The organism is Arthrobacter sp. 05N429, from assembly GCF_056397045.1.
Map to the genome: position 1 here is coordinate 1 of NZ_JBFTMQ010000004.1, position 17,142 is coordinate 17,142.

Here is a 17,142-nt window from a genome sequence, read left to right on the forward strand (position 1 = left end):
GCGACCTTGCCCTTGATGTCCCACAACGCCATGTCCACCGCGGCGATCGCGGCCATCGTCACCGGACCCCGGCGCCAGTACGAGGACCGGTACAGGAACTGCCACGTGTCCTCGATCCGGTGCGGATCCTTCCCGATCAGCAACTGCGCGACGTGTTCCTTCAGGTACGCAGCGACCGCGAGCTCGCGCCCGTTCAGCGTCGCATCCCCGATCCCGGTCACACCATCCTCCGTGGTGATCCGCAAGGTCACGAAATTCCGGGAAGGGCTGGTCACAAAGACTTCAGCAGCAATGATTTTCACAGTTGGTCCAAGGCTTTCGGTGTCGGTCTGAAATGAATCGTGGCGGAGGCGGCCGGGCCGGTCCTAGCGCTGGGTGGTTCCGCTGGGCGTCGCCCCGAGCAGTGCGAGCTCGTCCCTTCGGGGCAGGCCCTCCCAGTCACCGGCCGTGCTGACGGCGAAGGCCCCCGCGAGGGCGCCTCGCTGCAGGCGGCAGGCCACGTCCTCGCCGTCCAGCAGGGCGGAGAGGTATCCGGCGGTGAAGGCGTCGCCGGCGCCCACGGTGTCGATGCTGGTGACGGACACGGCAGGCGTTTCCCACCGGCCGGCCGCGGTGTGGACCCCGGCGCCGGCAGCGCCGCGTTTGACCACGACCTCGCGTACGCCGCGGTCGATGAGTTCGGCGGCCATGGCCGCTTCGGCGTCGCCGGAGACTGCGGATTCGCCGGCGACTGCGGCTTCGCCAGAGGCGACCAGCCCAAGTTCGTCGTCGGAGGCGATCAGGACGCTCGCGTACCGGGCCAGCGGGGTGAGGACGGCGCGCGCCTCGTCCCGGGACCAGAGCTTGCTGCGGTAGTTCACATCAAGGGAAACGTCCAGCCCTTCGCCGGCCGCGCGGGCGGCAGCGTACTCCACGGCGCGCCGCGCCTCCTGGCTGAGGGCGGCCGTGATTCCCGTGAGGTGCAGGACCCTGGCGCCGCTCCGGAAGGCAGCATCGACGTCGTCCCGGCCGAATGTGGATCCGGCGGAACCGGCGCGGTAGTAGAAGGCCCGGGTGACGTCGGCGGTGCGCTGTTCAAGGAACATCACGCCGGTGCTGCGGGTGGCGTCCTTCCGGTGCTGCACCGCGATGCCCTCGCTCCGCAGCTGCCGCAGGATGAACTCGCCGTGCGGGTCGGCGCCGACCACTCCGGCCCAGCCCACCCGGTGGCCGAGCCGGGCAACACCCACGGCCACGTTCGACTCCGCCCCGGCCACATGCATGCCCAGGGCGCCGCCGGCGGACAGCGGCCCGGCGGAGCGCAGCGAGACCATCGACTCTCCGAAGGTCAGGAGCTCAGGAATCCCCGGGACGGGAAGCACAGAATCGGGATTCACAGCGGGCGCTCCGCGGCGGTCCGGCGGTCGAATTCGGCGGCAAGCGCCACGAAGGCGCGGGCCCGCTCACGCACCGGGGCCAGGTCCCCGCCGGAGCCGGCGTCCCCGAACAGCGGTCCGCCCAGGCCGACGGCGACGGCGCCCGCCTGCCAGTAGCCAGCCGCCTCCTCGAGCCCCACGCCGCCGACGGCGATGAAGGGGATCCCGGGGAACGGGTCGCGCAGGGCCTTGAGGTAGCCCGGTCCGCCGATGGAGGCGGGGAAGAGCTTCACCGCGGTGGCGCCGCGGGTCATCGCCTCGTAGGCCTCGGTGGGTGTCAGGGCCCCGGCCAGCACGGGGATTCCCCGGGCCGCGGAGGCATCGATCGACTCGGCCAGGGCCGGGGTGACCATGAACTGGCCGCCGGCCTCGGCCACATGATCCACATCCTGCGCGGTCAGCACCGTGCCCGCGCCAACGAAGCAGCCGGCCGGGGCGGCGGCGCGGACCTCGCGGATCGCCGCGAGCGCGTCCGGCGTGGTGAGGGCGATCTCGACGAAACGGAAGCCCTCCTCCATCGCGGTGAGGGCCGCCTTCGCGGCCGCACCGCCGTCGGTGCCGCGCACAATGGCCACCAGCCGGGTCTGCCGGATTCCCGCCAGGAGTAGTTCCGGGGTCAGCACTGAAGTCATGTCATTCACCATTCTGCGAAGGCGCCGTCGGGGTGGCGCCAGACGGGCCCGCGCCAGGCGTGGCCGCGCTTGTCCGCGGCGCGGACCACGGCCTCGTCGATTTCGATGCCCAGACCCGGGCCGGTCAGGCGTTCGATGTGCCCGTCCACGAACTTCAGCGGGGACTTGTCCACCACATAGTCCAGGACTTCGGCGCCCTGGTTGTAGTGGATCCCGATGCTTTGCTCCTGGATCAGGAAGTTGGGTGTTGCGAAGCCCACCTGCAGGCAGGCGGCCAGCGCCAGCGGACCCAGCGGGCAGTGCGGGGCCAGCTGGACCTCGTAGATTTCGGCGAGCGAGGCGATCTTGCGGACCTCGGTGATGCCGCCGGCGTGGGAGAGGTCCGGCTGGGCCACCGCGATGCCGGCCTGCAGCGCGGGCAGGAATTCCTGCCGGCTGTAGAGCCGCTCACCGGTGGAGACCGGCGTCGTGGTGGACGAGGTGAATTCGCGCAGCAGGTGCGTGTTCTCCGGGACCACCGGCTCTTCGAGGAAGAAGGGCCGGTACGGTTCCAGCAGCGGCGCCACGCGCCGGGCGTTGGCGAGGCTGAAGCGGCCGTGGAAGTCGACCGCTACGTCGCGGTGGTCGCCGAGCACCTCGCGGGCGGCAGCGACGCGGCGGACGACGCCGTCGAGCTCCGCGACAGAGGCGACGGGGCTCATCCGGCCGCTGGCGTTCATCTTGACGGCGGTGAGACCGACCTCCAGCTGGGCGCTGATCTGGTCGGCGACCTCGTTGGGCTCGTCGCCGCCCACCCAGCCGTACATCCGGATCCGGTCGCGGACGTGTCCGCCCAGGAGCTGGTGCACGGGGGTATTGAAGTGCTTGCCGGCGATGTCCCACAGGGCCTGGTCCAGCCCGGACACGGCGCTGGCCAGGATGGGTCCGCCGCGGTAGAAGGAGCCCTTGGTCATGACCTGCCAGTGGTCCTCGATCCGCAGCGCATCGTTGCCGATGAGCAGCTCGGAGAGCTGGTCGACGGCGGTGCGGACCGTTTCGCTGCGGCCCTCGCAGCTGGCCTCGCCCCAGCCGACGATCCCGCTGTCGGTCTCGATCCGGACGAAGAGCCAGCGCGGGGCGATGAGGAACGTTTCAATCCTGCTGATGAGTGTCATCGGTGGCCTAGCCCTTGGTTGCGCCGGCGGTCATGCCGGAGACGATGTACTTCTGCGTGAAGAGCGCAATGATCATGATCGGAACGGTGACCACCGTGGCGGCCGCCATGAGCCCGCCCCAGTCGATGCTGGCGTAGGAGACGAAGTCGAAGATCGCGACCGGGAGGGTCTTGGTCTTGGATCCCGAGAGCACCAGGGCGAACATGAAGTTGTTCCAGGAGAAGATGAAGGACAGGATGCCCGCGGTGGCCATGCCGGCCACCGAGAGCGGCAGGGTGATGCGGCGGAAGGCGCCGATCGGGGTGAGCCCGTCCACCTGTGCGGATTCCTCCAGTTCCAGTGGCAGCGAGTCGAAGTAGCTCATCATGATGTAGACGATCAGCGGCAGCGAGACGAACATGTGGCTGAGGATCAGGACTTCGAAGCCGCCCACCATCTTCAGGTTGGAGAAGACGTAGTACCAGGGCACCAGCAGGGAGACGCCGGGGATGACGCGGGCCATCAGGACCACAAGGGCGGAGCGGTGCATGGTGAAGCGGCTCATCGCGTAGGCCGCCGGGACACCGAGGACCAGGGACAGGGCCGTGGAGACGAAGGCCACCCAGAAGCTGTTGAAGATGAAGACGAAGTAGTTGTTGCGCTGCAGCACGTTGGCGTAGTTCTCGCCGGTGGGGGTGAAGAAGAACGACTTGCCGGTGTCGTAGATGTCCACGTTGGTCTTGAAGGACGCCAGCAGCATCCAGAACAGCGGGGCCACCAGGAACAGCACGACGGCGATCAGGGCCGCGACGCGGAAGGTCTTGTAGGCGCGGGTGCCCAGGGGCTTGCGGCGGCGGGGGGCCGGCGCGGGCCGGACGGTGTTGGCGGTCCGGGTTTCTGTGTTTTCTTCTGTGTTGGACAGGACGGTCATTTGCTTACCGCTTTCTTGCGCATGGTCAGCAGCCACATGGAGCCGATGATGATCATGAAGAACAGGATCAGCACCGCGGAGGACAGCCCGTACTGGTTGTAGTCGAAGCTCAGGCCGTAGGCGTAGACGTTGAGGGTCTCCACCTCGTGGAAGGATCCGCCGCCCTTGCCTTTGGTGGCGTAAAGGATGTCGAAGGTCTTCAGGGCGTCGATGCCGCGGAGCAGGATGGCCACGATCACCGTCGGCATCATGAGGGGCAGCGTGATGAAGAAGAAGCGCTGGAAGGCGTTGGCGCCGTCCATCCGGGCCGCCTCGTCGGGCTCCTCGGACAGCGAGGTCAGGCCGGCGAGCAGGATCAGCACCACCATGGGGGTCCACTGCCACACGTCCATGAAGATGGTGGTGCCCAGCGCGGTGTCCTGTCCGGAGAGCCACGGCTGCGGCGGGATGCCGACCATGCCCAGCAACTGGTTGACGAAGCCGATGTTGGGGTCGAAGATCAGCCGCCACATCATACCGACGGCCACGGGGGTGGCGACCAGCGGCAGGAGGATAGCGACGCGGACCCACTTTTCGCCGCGGAACGGGCGCCACAGCAGCAGCGCGATGCACATGCCCAGGACCACTTCGCAGACCAGGGCGACGCCGGTGAAGCTCAGCGTGCGGCCGACGGCGGGCCAGAAGCGTTCGACGTCGGACAGGACGGTGAGGTAGTTCTCCAGGCCGACAAACTCGGACGCGGCGCGGACCGAACCCTGCGAGTCGGTGAGGCTGAGGTACAGGGTCCAGGCCAGCGGGAAGATGATCAGGACGCCGACGAAGATCATCGCGGGGGCGGCGAAGAGCCACTTGCGGTGCCGGTTGGCCCAGGCGGAGAAGTTCTCGCGGGCGCCGGGGGCCCGGCCGCCGTTGCGGCTGGACGGCGGCTGGGACTGCGCGCTGCGGGGAGGAGTCAATACAGACATGGTTCACCTAAGGAGTCGGGGGTGAAGTGAAGAGCTGGCCGCGGCGGGGCGGCGGCTGGGCTGCCGCCCCGCCGGGCTGGGTGGAGCATCGGGCGTGAAGTGCGCGGTGCTACTTCTTTTCGCTGTCCAGGAACTTCTGGAAGGCGTCGTGGGCCGTGTCAGCGGCGGCGGATGCGTCCTCGCCGGTGATGGTCGCTACGATCGGGCCGCCCACGATTTCGCGGGCCTTTCCGACAGTGACAACCTCGGGACGGTCGTGGCCGACGCCGTTCTTGGCGCTGGCGGAGATGGCCTCTGCCAGGTCTGCCGGGTAGGTGGAGGTACCGGCCGGGTCGGCCCAGACGGAGGCACGCGGTCCGGGGACGCCGGCCTTCTGCGCTGCCAGGGTGCGTTCCTTGCTGGTGGCCCACTGGATGAACTTCCAGGCATTGTCCTGGTTGCCCGAGGCTTCGTTGACGGCGAGGCCCCACGACGGGATGTTGTACGGCTTGGAACCTGCCGGTCCGGCGGGCAGCGCGGCGAAGCCGACGGAGTCGGCGACCTTGGACTTGGCCGGGTCGGTGGCGTTCTTGTAGAGCGAGTCGGCCTCGGTGTAGAAGGCCGCCTTGCCCTGGGTGAAGATGGCCATCGCCTCGGGCCAGCTCATGTCGGTGCTGACGTTGGCCGGGCCGTAGTTCTTGATCAGGCCGCCGTAGAAGGCGTAGGCCTTCTTGGCTTCGTCGGTGTTGACGGCGGACTTGCCGCTGGCATCGGTGAAGTCGCCGCCGAAGCTGTACAGGAAGCTGGAGAACTGGGTGACGGCGGCGGACTTGCCGGTGCGGGCCACGAAGCCTGCGGTGTCCGGTGAGGAAGCCTTGATGGCCTTGGCCGCTGCTTCGAGCTCTTCCATGGTCTTGGGAACCTCGAGGCCGGCCGCCTTCAGCAGGTCCTTGCGGTAGTAGAGCACTTCGCGTTCGGTGATGATCGGGACGCCCACGACCTTGCCGTCAGCGGTGGTGGCCTTGACCGGGCCCTCCTGGTAGTCCTTCCAGTCCCAGCCGGAGTCCGAGGAGACCTTGGACGTGAGGTCGGCGAGGTAGCCGTTCTTGGCGAACGCCTTGCCCTCCTGCAGCGGGCGGTACATCATGACGTCGATCTCGTCGCTGCCGGCGTTGAGCTTGACGTTGTACTGGTCCGAGAGTTGGTCCTCGCCGAGCTGGGTCAGCTCGACCTTGAGGCCGCTGGACTTTTCGAATTCCGGAATGGCTGCCTTGATGCCCTCGGTCCAGACGTGGTTCGCGAGGGTGACCCGGACGGTGCCGGCGGCTTTTGCATCGCTGCTGCCGCTGGCGCCGCCGCAGGCGGTGAGGCCCAGAGACAGGGCCGCGGCGACAGCCGCGTACTGCACGATCGAACGTCGCTTCATTACGACTCCCTTGGTTTTCAGGGCTGGGCGTCACGGTCCAGCCGGCTGCAAATGCATCTTTACATCTGCTCTGGAAGCGATCTTAGATAAATAAAGCAGACTTAAACAACCCCTTGCGCCCCACCCGTATGATTTATTTATGAAAACCCCAAAGGCGGAGTCCTCACCTGACCTGCATTCCGTGCTGGTCCAAAACCTGGGGCTCGCTATTGCCGAGGGGACCCTGGCGCCGCGCTCGATCCTCCGGCTGGACGAACTCGAGGCGCAGCACAGCGTCTCCCGCTCGGTAGTCCGGGAAGCCGCGCGGGTGCTTTCCTCCAAGGGCATGCTGGAATCACGACGGCGGCTGGGCACGGTGGTACAGCCGGAAGACGCCTGGAACGCCTACGATCCGCAGGTGATCCGCTGGCGGCTGGCCTCCTCCAGGCGGTTGGAGCAGCTGCAGGCACTGAACGAACTCCGCGGCGCCATTGAACCCCAGGCCGCGCGGCTCGCCGCCGGGCGCGCCTCCCTGGACGCCGCCAGCGACCTCGTCTCCCAGGCGGCGCGGCTCTGGGCGGCGGGACAGCGCGGGGACAACGACGAATTCCTCCGGCTGGACATCGAGTTCCACGCCGCAGTGCTTAAGGCTTCCGGGAACCCCATGTTTTCCCAGCTGCACAACCTCGTCACCGAGGTCCTGACCGGGCGCACCGAGCACGGCCTGATGCCGCACCTGCCGCACCATGAAGCGCTGCAGCTGCATGTGGATGTGGCCAGCGCCATCCAGCGCGGCGAGGCGAACGCGGCACACGCCGCCATGAGCCGGATCGTGGAGCAGTCCACCGAGGAGATGGGCGACATCTGGTCCAGCCACCAGCACGGCCCCGCCGCCTAGCCCCCTCACCCACCACGCCAGCCAAATCGCGGGGTCAGCTACGGCCCATGTCGGCCCCGGGATGGGCTCGAGGTGACCCCGCGTTGCTTCTGCGTTCAGTCTTCGGTGGGAGTGGTGCGGAGCGGGTGGTAGTTCCGCCAGCTGTGCTCCGGAGCGTACCCCAGCAGGCGCTTGGCCTTGTCGATCGAGAGCAGGGTTTCGTGCTCGCCGAGCTCCTTGGCCACGGGCACGTCCGGGAACACCTCCGCTGCGAGGCTGGCGCTGGATCGGCTCATCACGGTGTCCGCGTTGGCGATGATGAACGCCTCGAACCCCGGGGTGCCGTGCTCGAGGGCGCGGGCCACGGCCTGTGCGCCGTCCCGGCCGTCGATGTAGCCCCAGAGGTTCCATTTGCGCAGCCGCGCGTCGGCGTCGAAGCCGGGGAACTCCTCGTAGTCCTCGGGGTCCATCACGTTGGAGAAGCGCAGTCCGGTGATGCTCAGCTCCCGATCCCAGCGGGTGAGCTGGATCGCCATCTGCTCCTCGAGGTGCTTGACCAGGGAATAGGTGCTTTCCGGCCGGGCCGGGTATTCCTCGTCCACCGGGACATAGGGAGGGTCGACGTCGAACGGCAGTCCCAGCACCGTCTCACTGGACGCGTAGACAATTCTCTTGATCCCGGCCCGGCGGGCCGCCTGGAACACGTTGTAGGTGGACAGCATGTTGTTCTCGAACGTCGCGGCGTCCGGGGCGTGGCCTGGGGCCGGGATCGCGGCCAGGTGCACCACCGCGTCGAACCCAGCGTGCCGGTCCTCAAGGCCCAGGAACACATCCACCACCTGGCCGTAGTTGCGCAGGTCCACCTCGGTGAATCCGCGTCCGCGCGTGCCGGTGCGGTCCAGGTTGGTGACCTCGTGGCCGTCCTCGCTCAGCCGCCGGACGACGCTCCGGCCGAGCTTTCCGCTTCCTCCGGTAACAGCAACTCTCATCGGCACTCCCTAATCGGCGGGGTTGGGTGGTGGGTCTGTTCCAGCCTAGGGCGGGCGGCGGACCGTGCCCAGCCCCGGGTGACTTTTGGCCCTAGGCGCTGCCGGGCGGACCGGGCAGGCTGGGGGCCATGAACGCTGATCAGCGGATTGTCGTGGGTGTGGACGGTTCGGACTTCTCGACGACGGCGCTTCGGCTCGCCGGCCGCATGGCCGGTGCCCTTGGCGCGCCGCTGGAGGTGGTCACCTGCCTGGGCACCTCGGATCTTTTCCTGGCCTCCCATCTGCCCGAAGAAAGCTCCCCCACCACCACCCAGCTGGAAGAGACGGCCAAACGCCTCGTCGACGAGTCCCTGGACCGTGCCTTCGGCGGCGCCGTTCCTGAGAGCCTGACCCGGACGGTGAAGTTCGGTTCCCCCGCCAAGGTCCTCGTCGAGGAGAGCCGGGACGCCCAGCTTCTGGTGGTCGGCCGGCGCGGCCGCGGCGGTTTCCTCGAACAGGTCATGGGTTCGGTCAGCGGCGCCTGCGTGGCCCACGCCCGCTGCCCGGTACTCGTGGTCGGCGACACCTCGGGCAAACAACAGCCGGGCGGATGAGCCGGTCCCCCGCATCCCTCCGGCTCCGCGGGCCGGTGGCGGCCCTGGCCGCGGCAGCCGCCGCTGCCTGTTACGTCCTGGCCGTCCGGCCGCGGCTGCTGCGCTGGGGTGCGAGCACCCAGGAAGCTGCCGGGCCGCTTCCGGGCGACGAGCTCGTTCGCACGCCTCGGATGCAGAGCACCCGTGCCGTCACCATCAACGCACCGGCCGCGGACGTCTGGCCCTGGCTCGTCCAGTTGGGTGCCGGACGAGGCGGAATGTACAGCTACGACGCGCTCGAGAACGCCGCGGGCCTCGGCATGCGCAGCGCGGACCGGATCCTGCCCGAACACCAGCGGCTCGACGTCGGCGACGTCATCCCGCTGGGCCCCGACGTCGGCATTCCCGTCCGGCGGCTGGAGACCGGCTCCGTGCTGGGTCTCGGCGGCACCATGGATCCGCGCACCGGGAAGATCACGTCCTCCGTCGTTGCACCCGCAGGCCCGCGGCTGGAACTCGGTTGGACATTTGTCCTGCAACCCGTCGACGAGCGCACCACGCGGCTGCTGTCCCGGACGCGCTACGACTATTCGCCCCTGGCTGTGGGACTGATCCTCCGGCCGGTTCTGGAGCCCATGCAATTCACTATGGAACGGCGCATGTTGCTGGGCATCAAGTCCCGGGCCGAGGGCCGGGACCGGTAACCGACCGGCAGACAGCCTCCGTGCCCTTGTGCCCTACGCCGGCGGCCCCCGCGGGACTAGCCTTAATGTTCAGGGGCGGCGTGCGCCGCCCGCCGGGTTCCGGGAGGCAAACGGTGGAATCGGCTAAGACCAGCATCATCGCCGGCATCGCATTGATGGCGGCCGGCGTCCTGCTGCTGCTGGATCTGCTCGGAATCCTCGACAGCGCGGCCCTCGTGTGGCCGCTCATTTTCGCTGCGGCCGGAGCAGCTTTCCTGACCCTGTTCTTCCGCAGCCGCGACAACTGGTGGGCTGCTATTCCCGGCTCGGTATTTCTGGGCCTGGCAGCGGTCGTCCTGGTCACCCAGCTCTGGCCGGGCCCTGCGGCGTACTGGGCGGGCGCCTTCCTGTTCCTGTTCATGGGCGCGGGTTTCGGCGCGGTGTACGTGCGCCAGCCCGCCAACTGGTGGGCACTGATTCCCTGCGGGGTGATGCTGACGCTTTCCCTGGTGGTGGCCCTCCCGCCGGCCTGGGAAGGCATGCCGGTGGCCGCCGTCCTGTTCCTGGGACTGGCCGCCACCTTCGCGGCTTTGTCCCTGGTTCCCGTCCACCCCGAACACCGCCCCGGCCAGCCCGGAGCCTTACCCGGTCATACTGGCCAGCCCGGAGCAACGGAACCAGCAAGGATGAAGTGGCCGCTGATTCCGGCCGCGGTCCTGGCGGTGATGGGGCTGATCTTCGCTTTGCAGGCAACGGTACTGCTCACTGCCAGCGAATTCTTCGTCCCGGTGCTCCTGCTGCTCGCCGGCGCAGCCCTGCTGGTCTACGCCTACCGCCACCGCGCCGGCGGCCACCACAAGATGCACGGGGTCTGACGGGCTACGCCAGGGGACCGGTTTTGGCCGGCAGCAGGTAGTCGACGAACCAGTCCCGGGCGAGGATGGCGGCCGCGGCCAGCGTGCCGGGTTCCTCAAACAGATGCGTGGCGCCCTGGACGACGGCCAGTTGGTTGGGGCAGCGCATCCTGGACTTCGCCTTGCGGTTGAGCTCCAGGACCTCGCGGTCGGAGCTGCCCACGATGAGCAGCGTCGGCGCCCGGACGGCGGAGAGCCGGGGACCGGCCAGATCGGGTCGGCCGCCACGGGAGACGACGGCGTCGACCCTGGCGGTCGGCTCCGAAGCGGCCCAGAGCGCAGCCCCGGCACCCGTGCTGGCTCCGAAATAGCCAATAGTGCTGGAGGCCGTATCCCGCCGTGAGACGAGCCAGTCCGTGGCCGAGGACAGCCGGCGGGCCAGCAGTTCGATATCAAAAACGTTGGCCCGGTTCCGTTCCTCCGCCGGCGTCAGCAGGTCCAGCAGCAGTGTGCCGAGCCCGCCCTGTTGGAGCACCCCGGCCACATACCTGTTCCGGGGGCTGTGGCGGCTGCTGCCGCTGCCATGCGCGAACAACACGATGCCCCGGGCGGGGACCGGCAAATGCAGCTGGCCTTGGAGCCGTACCCCCCGCGACGGGATCTCGATTTCCTCGTCGATCTCCGCGGGGGCGTCCGCGCCGGCCGCGTCCGGCTTCCGGGACGCCGGCTGCGAGTTCCCCAGGCGCTTGGCCGCGGCGTCGAGCAGCTTCACCACCTCGTCGTCCTCAGTGGGCGAGAAATCCCGGTAGTGGTAGCCGACCGCGGAAAACTGGTGCGGTGTAGCGAGGCAGACCACCTCGTCGGGCTCGGTCAGGCTGCCGAGGGTGTCGGCCGGCGCCACCGGTACCGCCAGGATCACCCTCGCGGCGCCAAGTTGCCGGGCGACCCGGCAGGCGACCCTGGCCGTGGACCCGGTGGCGATTCCGTCGTCGACGATCACGGCGATACGCCCGGTAAGGTCTTGGGGGGCCCGGCCTTTCCGGAACCGGAGCACCCGGTTCTCGAGCACGGCGCGTTCGTGGTCCTCAACAGCCTGCAACTCCGCGTCGCTGACCCGGGCATGGGCGAGTACGCGTTCCTCCAGCACCCGGGCGCCACCTTCCCCGATGGCGCCCATGGCGAGCTCGGGCTGGTAGGGAAGTCCCAGTTTCCGGACGACGATCACGTCCAGGGGTGCGTCGAGGGCGGCGGCGACTTCGAAGGCGACGGGGACGCCGCCGCGAGGCAGGCCCAGGACCACGATGTCCTGGCCCCGCAGTTCCGCCAGCCGCCGCCCCAGTTGCCGCCCGGCGTCGACCCTGTCTTCGAAAATGCTCATCGGTTTGGCTTTCCAATCGGGATGTCGGCCGTGGCCTCCATCCAGGCGTGCGCTCCGCAGGCTGGGAAATTGACCAGTTCGCCGCTCCCTCCCACTATCTGTCAGGAACCCCGGGGATGTGAGGGCCTTTATGCCCGGTTTGACCGGCGCCCCCGGCGCCGTCCGCGGTTGTGGCGCAAAGGGCCGGTCTTGGCGGTGCTAAACCGCGCCGCACGGCGCGCGATGTGGTGGGCGCGGCCGCGTCGGCGCACCCCCGCAGGCTGGGCCGGGACCTGCTGCTGCGCGGCCCGGGCATAGAACCAGAGTTTGGCTATTTCAACCAGCACCAGATACACCGCGGCCATCCCCAACAGGGCGAGGAAGAACGGGACGGGCAGCGGATCGAAGCCAAGCACTCCGGCCAGCGGCGAGAGCGGAAGATAGATACCGAGGGTCACGACGCCCAGGGACGCGCCGATCAGGCCCAGCGACGGCCTGCTGCGAAAGAAAGGCACGCGTCGGGTCCGAATGACGAAGATGATGAGCGTCTGCGTGACGATGGACTCGATGAACCAGCCGGCCCGGAATTCCCCTGGAACGGCGTCGAAGACGAACAGCATCAGGGCGAACGTGGCGAAATCGAACAATGAGCTGATCGGACCGAACACGAACATAAAGCGCCGGATGAAACCGATGTCCCAGTGCGAGGGTGCCAGGAGCTGTTCCTTGTCCACCCGGTCCCCCGGGATAGCGAGCTGGCCGGCGTCGTACAAAAGGTTGTTCAGCAGGATCTGTCCCGGCAGCATCGGCAAGAAGCTCAGTACCACGGAGGCCGTGGCGGCGCTGAACATGTTGCCGAAGTTGCTGGAAGTGCCCATCAGAACGTATTTGATGGTGTTCGCGAAGATCCGCCGTCCTTCCATCACGCCTTCGGCCAGGACGCCCAGGTCCTTGTCCAGCAGCACGACGTCGGCGGCGTCCTTGGCGACGTCGGTGGCGCTGTCGACGGAAACACCGATGTCCGCGGCGTGCAGCGCCAGCGCGTCGTTGACGCCGTCGCCCATGAACCCTACGGACCTTCCGCTCTGCCGCAGGAGCCTGATGATCCGCGCCTTCTGTTCGGGCGAGACGCGTGCGAAGATGCTGGCCTCGCGGGCCGCGGCGGCCAGTTCCGGATCGGACATGGCCTCGACCGCGAGGCCTGTGAGTGTCCCGCCGGAGAGTACGCCGAGCTCTTCGCAGACCTTTTCTGCCACCTTGGGATTGTCTCCCGTGGCGATCTTGACTGTAATGCCGAGCTCCTCAAGCCGGTCCAGGGAGGCGCGGGCGTTGGACTTGGGCCGGTCCAGGAAGATGAGGAAGCCGGCGAGGACCAGGCCGCGTTCGTCGGCCGGGCCGATGACTGTCGCGCCATCGGCCGCCCGGGTGGCGACGGCAACAACCCGGGATCCGGCGTCGAACTGTTGGTCCAGCATCGCCTGCACGCCGGCAGTGGTGGGTCCGCAGAGCGCCAAAACGTCTTCGGGGGACCCCTTGGTGATGATGCGGGGCTCGGCTCCCGCGTCGGTGACGAGCACGCTGGTCCTCCGCCGCAGATGGTCGAAGTCGATAACGTCGAGGCGCCGATAACGGGCCGGCGTGAAGGCTGCTGCACCGGCGGAGGCCCACAGCGCGGCGTCCAACGGATTTAGGCCCACCGGGGACCCCTGGGATTCGGCGTAGTCCGATTCCGTGGCGAGGAGCCCCAGGGTCAGCAGTTCATCGGCGGAGACACCGGGGCCGGCGGGCAGCGCGGCAGTGAAGCTGATTTTGCCCTCCGTCAGCGTCCCGGTCTTGTCAGTCACCAGGACGTCCATGTCGCCGAGGTCCTCAATGCAGACCAGCCGTTTGACCAGGACTTTGCGCTTGGCCAGCTGCCGGGTTCCGGTAGCCAGGCTCGTGCTGACGATGGCGGGTAGCAGCTGCGGCGTGATTCCGACGGCGATCGCGAGTGAGAACAGCAGCGACTCGATGACGGGCCGCTGCAGCAACAGATTGGCGAGGAAGATCAGGGACGTGAGGCCGACGGCGACTTGGAGCAGCAGGTAGGAGAATCGCTGCAGGCCCAGCTGGAACTCTGTCTGGGGCTGGCGCTCGCCGAGGCCCAATGCGATCCGGCCGAATTCGGCCCGCCCGCCGGTGGAGACCACCACACCGGTGCAGCTGCCGCCCTGGATCACCGTCCCCATGAACAGGCAGGACGTCAGGTCCCCCAGCGCCGCCGTCCCAAGCACCGGGGCAGGGTCCTTGCCGACCGGCATGGACTCCCCGGTCAGGATGCTCTCATCGCAGAGCAGGTCCTTGGAACTTAGCAGCCGCACGTCGGCGGGGATGATCGCACCGATGGCCAGGTGTACGACGTCGCCGGGCACCAGGGCGGTGACGTCCACGTCCACAGGCGTCCCGTCACGGACCACCACGGCGCGGTGGGTGACACGGGAGTGCAGCGCCTCCGCGGCACGTTCCGCCCTGAATTCGTTGCTGAACCCGAGTCCGACGCTGACCAGCAGGATGACACCGATCACGATCGAGTTCGTGGCGTCACCGAGGAAGAGCGAGAGACCGGCTGTAGCGAGAAGCAGGATCAGGATGGGGCTGCGCAGCTGCCGGCCCAGGACCGACCATCCGCTGGCCTGGTGGGTTCGTACCGCGTTCGGCCCCAGTTCAAGGAGCCGCTGGGCGGCCTTGCTGCTGCTCAGTCCTTCCACGCTCGATCCCAGCCGCTCGAGGACCTCGTTCGCGGGCCGGTGGGCGGCGTCGGCGATCGCGAGGAGGAGGGAGCGCGGTTCCCTGGTATCGAGCTCTGGCACGGAGTTTCCAATCGAACTACGAGTTATGTCTTAGGGTACGTCCGCGGGCTTGCCGCGTACGGCGGTTGCTCGACCTTGACCGTCCCGTTCAGTGGCACCAAATCCGGCTGTATATAATTTCCCGGTACGGTTTTGCAGCGAGCCGTTGGATTGTTCTTCGATCCGGCCCTCTGCCGTCCCCCACCGCGCTTTGCGGCTGGTGGCGCGCTGCCCGTCCGGATCGTGTTGACCTGAGTGAAACGGCACGACGAGATAGTGGTTAGCGAATCAACCGCAACTTCAACCAACCAGCACCTGCATGAACTGGTGCTCAACAGCTCCGACGTCGAGGAGTTCCTGCGCGAACTGGCACGCGTTTCCGCGCGCAGCCTTTCGGAACCCGGCGACGAGGTTCTCTGCGGAATCACGCTCTTCCGGCACCGGAAGGCTGCAACTGTTGCCAGCAGCAGCGCGGCAGCCCAGGCCATGGATGAAATCCAGTACGCCTTCGGCGACGGCCCGTGTGTGACGGCGTCCCGGGAACAGGAAACCGTCCACATCCCGGAGGTGGAGGGCTGCGCCCGGTGGCCGCAATACGCCGCCACGGTCCGGGGCCACGGCGTGCGTTCCATCCTGGCCGTGCCTTTCCTGCTTGACGGTGACACCCGCGCGGCCCTCAATCTTTACTCGCACCGGCCGGGCCGGTTCGACGGCCGGGCGCTGGAACTGGCCCGGGACTTCGTGAGCCAGACCTCCCTGGCGCTGCGGCTGGCGGTGCGTTTTGCGCATTACAGCGACACAGCGGCGAACCTCAAGGCCACGCTGGAGAGCAGGACTAGCATCGATGTTGCTGTGGGCATCATCATGGCGCAGAACCGTTGCAGCCAGGCCGAGGCGTTCGAGCTGCTCAAGTCGGCCTCAAGTGCGCGCAACATCAAGCTGAACCTGGTGGCCGCTGGGCTCGTGGAGTCGCTTGGCCAAGGTCCCATCCACACGCACTTCGAGGTCTAGGCCGGGGACCCGGGAGGCCTGGCGGGGGCTCCCGCGGGTTCTTCGGCGGCCGCCTCCAGGATGGTGCGGATTGTGTCCTCGTGGGCCAGGATCCGGAAGTGGCCGGCAGTATCCAGCTGGATATTCCGTGCGCCCGGCAGGACACTGCCTTCAGGGATGTGCGGGTCGAAGTTGCCGTACACCGAGGTGATGCGTTCGTTGACGCGCTCCTCGCGGGAGAGCTGCATGGTCACGGCACTCCGTGGCGAGAAGGCGCGCAGGCTCGGCAGCAGCATGAACGAGGCGTAGCGCGAGCCGGAGAACGGCGAGCAGACCGCCACCATGCCGGCGATCCGGCGTTCCGGGTCCAGCTGCATCATCACGAACTTGCCGATCAACCCGCCTTTGCTGTGGGCAACGATCATTGCGTTGGTCAGGTCACGTTCGCGGATGTAGCCGGCAATCAGATCCGCGGCCTTGGGCACCGCGAGCCGGTTCCGGTGCAGCAGCGCCAGCACATGCACCGGATGGCCGGCCTCATGCAGCCGCCGGACCAGCGGCAGCATGAAGCGCCAATCCTCGTAGACTCCGGGAATCACGACGACGGGCCGGCCGGCGCCGCTGAGGAAATCCTCCGGCCTGGTCCGCGAAGCGGCGCCGAGGATCTGCCGCCCCGCCGCGTAAAGGTAGTCCTGGACCCACCAGCGGGCAGCCTGCAATACCCCGCTCATGCCGGATTCTCCCGGAAAGTTTCGTGGGCCGTTGCGTGGGTCCTCGCGAAGCCCAGGATCGCTTCGGACACTTCGGCGGCACGGTTGTGCTGCAGCACATGGCCGGTGCCCTGGATTTCGGCCAGCCTCGCCCGGGCAGCCCGCGCAGCCAACCGGCGGCACCAGTCCGCGGACGCGACCGGGTCGTTGGCGCCCCGCAGCACAAGGACCGGCGCCGCAACTGAAGCGATTCGCTCCTCGGTGTGGTAGTCCATCATGACGCGCAGGGTCTTCAGGTACCAGCTTGGGCCGCAGCGGAGGTAGTCCGTGAAGACGAGGGCGTTCGAGGAGGGGCTTTCGAAGAAGAGGCTGTCACGGCCCAGTGCCAGGGCCTGCTGCAGGACGGAGCGGCGTTTCGAATCGACCACCGGCCCCATCAGGACCAACTGGGAGACCCGGTCCGGCTGCTGCAGTGCTGCCTCGACCGCGAACTGGCTTCCCATCGAGTGCCCGACGAGCACGAATTCGAGGACTCCGAGCTGTTCCAGGGCGCCAAGGATGTAGGTGGCGTGGTCAGCGACCGAGAGCGCATGTGCGGGCCTTGGAGTCGCACCGAAACCGGGCAGGTCGATCGAGTAGGTGTCGCCGGTTTCCGCAAGCCGCCCGTGCAGCCGGCGGAAGTATCGGTGTGAGACGCCGATTCCGTGGATGAGTACGACGGCGGGCCGTGCGGGCAAGGGGCCGGCCGGGCCCCTGGAGACAAAAACGTGGCCGAGCTGGCCTGCGGCCTCAATCTCGAAGCGGTCGGGCCTGCTCATGGTG

General features: G+C 68.0%; 16 protein-coding genes and 1 pseudogene. 5 read left to right on the forward strand and 12 right to left on the reverse strand.

Features of this window, described 5'->3' with window-relative positions; genetic code table 11:
• From AC1DF4_RS08870 to AC1DF4_RS08900, 7 genes and pseudogenes are all read right to left on the reverse strand, one after another.
• Positions 1 to 302: pseudogene (locus tag AC1DF4_RS08870) on the reverse strand (bifunctional D-altronate/D-mannonate dehydratase); the annotation flags it as partial.
• Between the two features lie 63 nt (positions 303 to 365).
• Positions 366 to 1,376, reverse strand: a complete 1,011-nt coding sequence (locus AC1DF4_RS08875; RefSeq protein WP_476912540.1) for a sugar kinase — start codon at positions 1,374 to 1,376, stop codon at positions 366 to 368.
• On the reverse strand, positions 1,373 to 2,047 hold the full coding sequence (locus AC1DF4_RS08880) for a bifunctional 4-hydroxy-2-oxoglutarate aldolase/2-dehydro-3-deoxy-phosphogluconate aldolase (protein WP_476912541.1): 675 nt from the start codon (positions 2,045 to 2,047) through the stop codon (positions 1,373 to 1,375). Before AC1DF4_RS08880 ends, AC1DF4_RS08875 begins: the two co-directional genes overlap by 4 nt.
• Positions 2,048 to 2,052: 5 nt before the next feature.
• On the reverse strand, positions 2,053 to 3,201 hold the full coding sequence (gene dgoD / locus AC1DF4_RS08885) for a galactonate dehydratase (RefSeq protein ID WP_066439240.1): 1,149 nt from the start codon (positions 3,199 to 3,201) through the stop codon (positions 2,053 to 2,055).
• 7 nt (positions 3,202 to 3,208) lie between these two features.
• Complete coding sequence (locus AC1DF4_RS08890; protein ID WP_476912542.1) at positions 3,209 to 4,111, reverse strand: carbohydrate ABC transporter permease; 903 nt, start codon at positions 4,109 to 4,111, stop codon at positions 3,209 to 3,211.
• Positions 4,108 to 5,076, reverse strand: coding sequence for a carbohydrate ABC transporter permease (locus tag AC1DF4_RS08895; RefSeq protein WP_441405989.1), 969 nt, complete (start codon positions 5,074 to 5,076; stop codon positions 4,108 to 4,110). The genes AC1DF4_RS08890 and AC1DF4_RS08895 overlap by 4 nt, the downstream gene beginning before the upstream one ends.
• Before the next feature lie 109 nt (positions 5,077 to 5,185).
• A complete protein-coding gene (locus AC1DF4_RS08900; protein ID WP_476912543.1) occupies positions 5,186 to 6,481 on the reverse strand; it encodes an ABC transporter substrate-binding protein in 1,296 nt (431 codons plus the stop codon).
• Between the two features lie 139 nt (positions 6,482 to 6,620).
• Here AC1DF4_RS08900 and AC1DF4_RS08905 point away from each other — a divergent pair, with 139 nt between their 5' ends.
• Complete coding sequence (locus AC1DF4_RS08905) at positions 6,621 to 7,358, forward strand: FadR/GntR family transcriptional regulator (protein WP_476912544.1); 738 nt, start codon at positions 6,621 to 6,623, stop codon at positions 7,356 to 7,358.
• Positions 7,359 to 7,453: 95 nt separating this feature from the next.
• Here AC1DF4_RS08905 and AC1DF4_RS08910 read toward each other — a convergent pair whose 3' ends face one another.
• Positions 7,454 to 8,326, reverse strand: a complete 873-nt coding sequence (locus tag AC1DF4_RS08910) for an NAD-dependent epimerase/dehydratase family protein (protein WP_476912545.1) — start codon at positions 8,324 to 8,326, stop codon at positions 7,454 to 7,456.
• Positions 8,327 to 8,454: 128 nt separating this feature from the next.
• Between AC1DF4_RS08910 and AC1DF4_RS08915 the strand changes: the two genes are divergently transcribed.
• The 3 genes from AC1DF4_RS08915 (at position 8,455) to AC1DF4_RS08925 (ending at position 10,456) form a co-directional block, all read left to right on the forward strand.
• Positions 8,455 to 8,919, forward strand: coding sequence for a universal stress protein (locus AC1DF4_RS08915; protein ID WP_476912546.1), 465 nt, complete (start codon positions 8,455 to 8,457; stop codon positions 8,917 to 8,919).
• Entirely contained in the window at positions 8,916 to 9,602 is a 687-nt protein-coding gene (locus AC1DF4_RS08920) for an SRPBCC family protein (protein WP_476912547.1), read from the forward strand. Before AC1DF4_RS08915 ends, AC1DF4_RS08920 begins: the two co-directional genes overlap by 4 nt.
• A 113-nt stretch (positions 9,603 to 9,715) precedes the next feature.
• On the forward strand, positions 9,716 to 10,456 hold the full coding sequence (locus AC1DF4_RS08925; protein ID WP_476912548.1) for a hypothetical protein: 741 nt from the start codon (positions 9,716 to 9,718) through the stop codon (positions 10,454 to 10,456).
• Between the two features lie 4 nt (positions 10,457 to 10,460).
• Here the strand turns inward: AC1DF4_RS08925 and AC1DF4_RS08930 are convergent, their stop codons facing one another.
• On the reverse strand, positions 10,461 to 11,813 hold the full coding sequence (locus AC1DF4_RS08930) for a phosphoribosyltransferase family protein (protein WP_476912549.1): 1,353 nt from the start codon (positions 11,811 to 11,813) through the stop codon (positions 10,461 to 10,463).
• A gap of 128 nt (positions 11,814 to 11,941) precedes the next feature.
• Positions 11,942 to 14,641 carry a magnesium-translocating P-type ATPase gene (mgtA, locus tag AC1DF4_RS08935; RefSeq protein ID WP_476912550.1) on the reverse strand — a complete coding sequence of 900 codons (2,700 nt, stop codon included), beginning with the start codon at positions 14,639 to 14,641 and terminating at the stop codon, positions 11,942 to 11,944.
• A gap of 255 nt (positions 14,642 to 14,896) precedes the next feature.
• Between mgtA and AC1DF4_RS08940 the strand changes: the two genes are divergently transcribed.
• Positions 14,897 to 15,631 (forward strand): GAF and ANTAR domain-containing protein, encoded by a 735-nt coding sequence (locus AC1DF4_RS08940; RefSeq protein ID WP_476912551.1) that lies wholly within the window; start codon positions 14,897 to 14,899, stop codon positions 15,629 to 15,631.
• Here AC1DF4_RS08940 and AC1DF4_RS08945 read toward each other — a convergent pair.
• Positions 15,628 to 16,341: an esterase/lipase family protein gene (locus tag AC1DF4_RS08945; RefSeq protein WP_476912552.1), complete on the reverse strand. Its 714-nt coding sequence runs from the start codon at positions 16,339 to 16,341 to the stop codon at positions 15,628 to 15,630. The two genes, AC1DF4_RS08940 and AC1DF4_RS08945, sit on opposite strands and share 4 nt — an antisense overlap.
• Positions 16,338 to 17,138: an alpha/beta fold hydrolase gene (locus tag AC1DF4_RS08950; RefSeq protein WP_476912553.1), complete on the reverse strand. Its 801-nt coding sequence runs from the start codon at positions 17,136 to 17,138 to the stop codon at positions 16,338 to 16,340. Before AC1DF4_RS08950 ends, AC1DF4_RS08945 begins: the two co-directional genes overlap by 4 nt.
• Between the last annotated feature and the right edge of the window lie 4 nt (positions 17,139 to 17,142).

Bases quoted from the DNA above. Each gene is read 5' to 3' on its own strand.
- AC1DF4_RS08880 (WP_476912541.1), bottom strand. From the start codon at position 2,047: ATGACTTCAGTGCTGACCCCGGAACTACTCCTGGCGGGAATCCGGCAG.
- dgoD (WP_066439240.1), bottom strand. From the start codon at position 3,201: ATGACACTCATCAGCAGGATTGAAACGTTCCTCATCGCCCCGCGCTGG.
- AC1DF4_RS08890 (WP_476912542.1), bottom strand. From the start codon at position 4,111: ATGACCGTCCTGTCCAACACAGAAGAAAACACAGAAACCCGGACCGCC.
- AC1DF4_RS08895 (WP_441405989.1), bottom strand. From the start codon at position 5,076: ATGTCTGTATTGACTCCTCCCCGCAGCGCGCAGTCCCAGCCGCCGTCC.
- AC1DF4_RS08900 (WP_476912543.1), bottom strand. From the start codon at position 6,481: ATGAAGCGACGTTCGATCGTGCAGTACGCGGCTGTCGCCGCGGCCCTG.
- AC1DF4_RS08905 (WP_476912544.1), top strand. From the start codon at position 6,621: ATGAAAACCCCAAAGGCGGAGTCCTCACCTGACCTGCATTCCGTGCTG.
- AC1DF4_RS08910 (WP_476912545.1), bottom strand. From the start codon at position 8,326: ATGAGAGTTGCTGTTACCGGAGGAAGCGGAAAGCTCGGCCGGAGCGTC.
- AC1DF4_RS08915 (WP_476912546.1), top strand. From the start codon at position 8,455: ATGAACGCTGATCAGCGGATTGTCGTGGGTGTGGACGGTTCGGACTTC.
- AC1DF4_RS08920 (WP_476912547.1), top strand. From the start codon at position 8,916: ATGAGCCGGTCCCCCGCATCCCTCCGGCTCCGCGGGCCGGTGGCGGCC.
- AC1DF4_RS08930 (WP_476912549.1), bottom strand. From the start codon at position 11,813: ATGAGCATTTTCGAAGACAGGGTCGACGCCGGGCGGCAACTGGGGCGG.
- AC1DF4_RS08945 (WP_476912552.1), bottom strand. From the start codon at position 16,341: ATGAGCGGGGTATTGCAGGCTGCCCGCTGGTGGGTCCAGGACTACCTT.
- AC1DF4_RS08950 (WP_476912553.1), bottom strand. From the start codon at position 17,138: ATGAGCAGGCCCGACCGCTTCGAGATTGAGGCCGCAGGCCAGCTCGGC.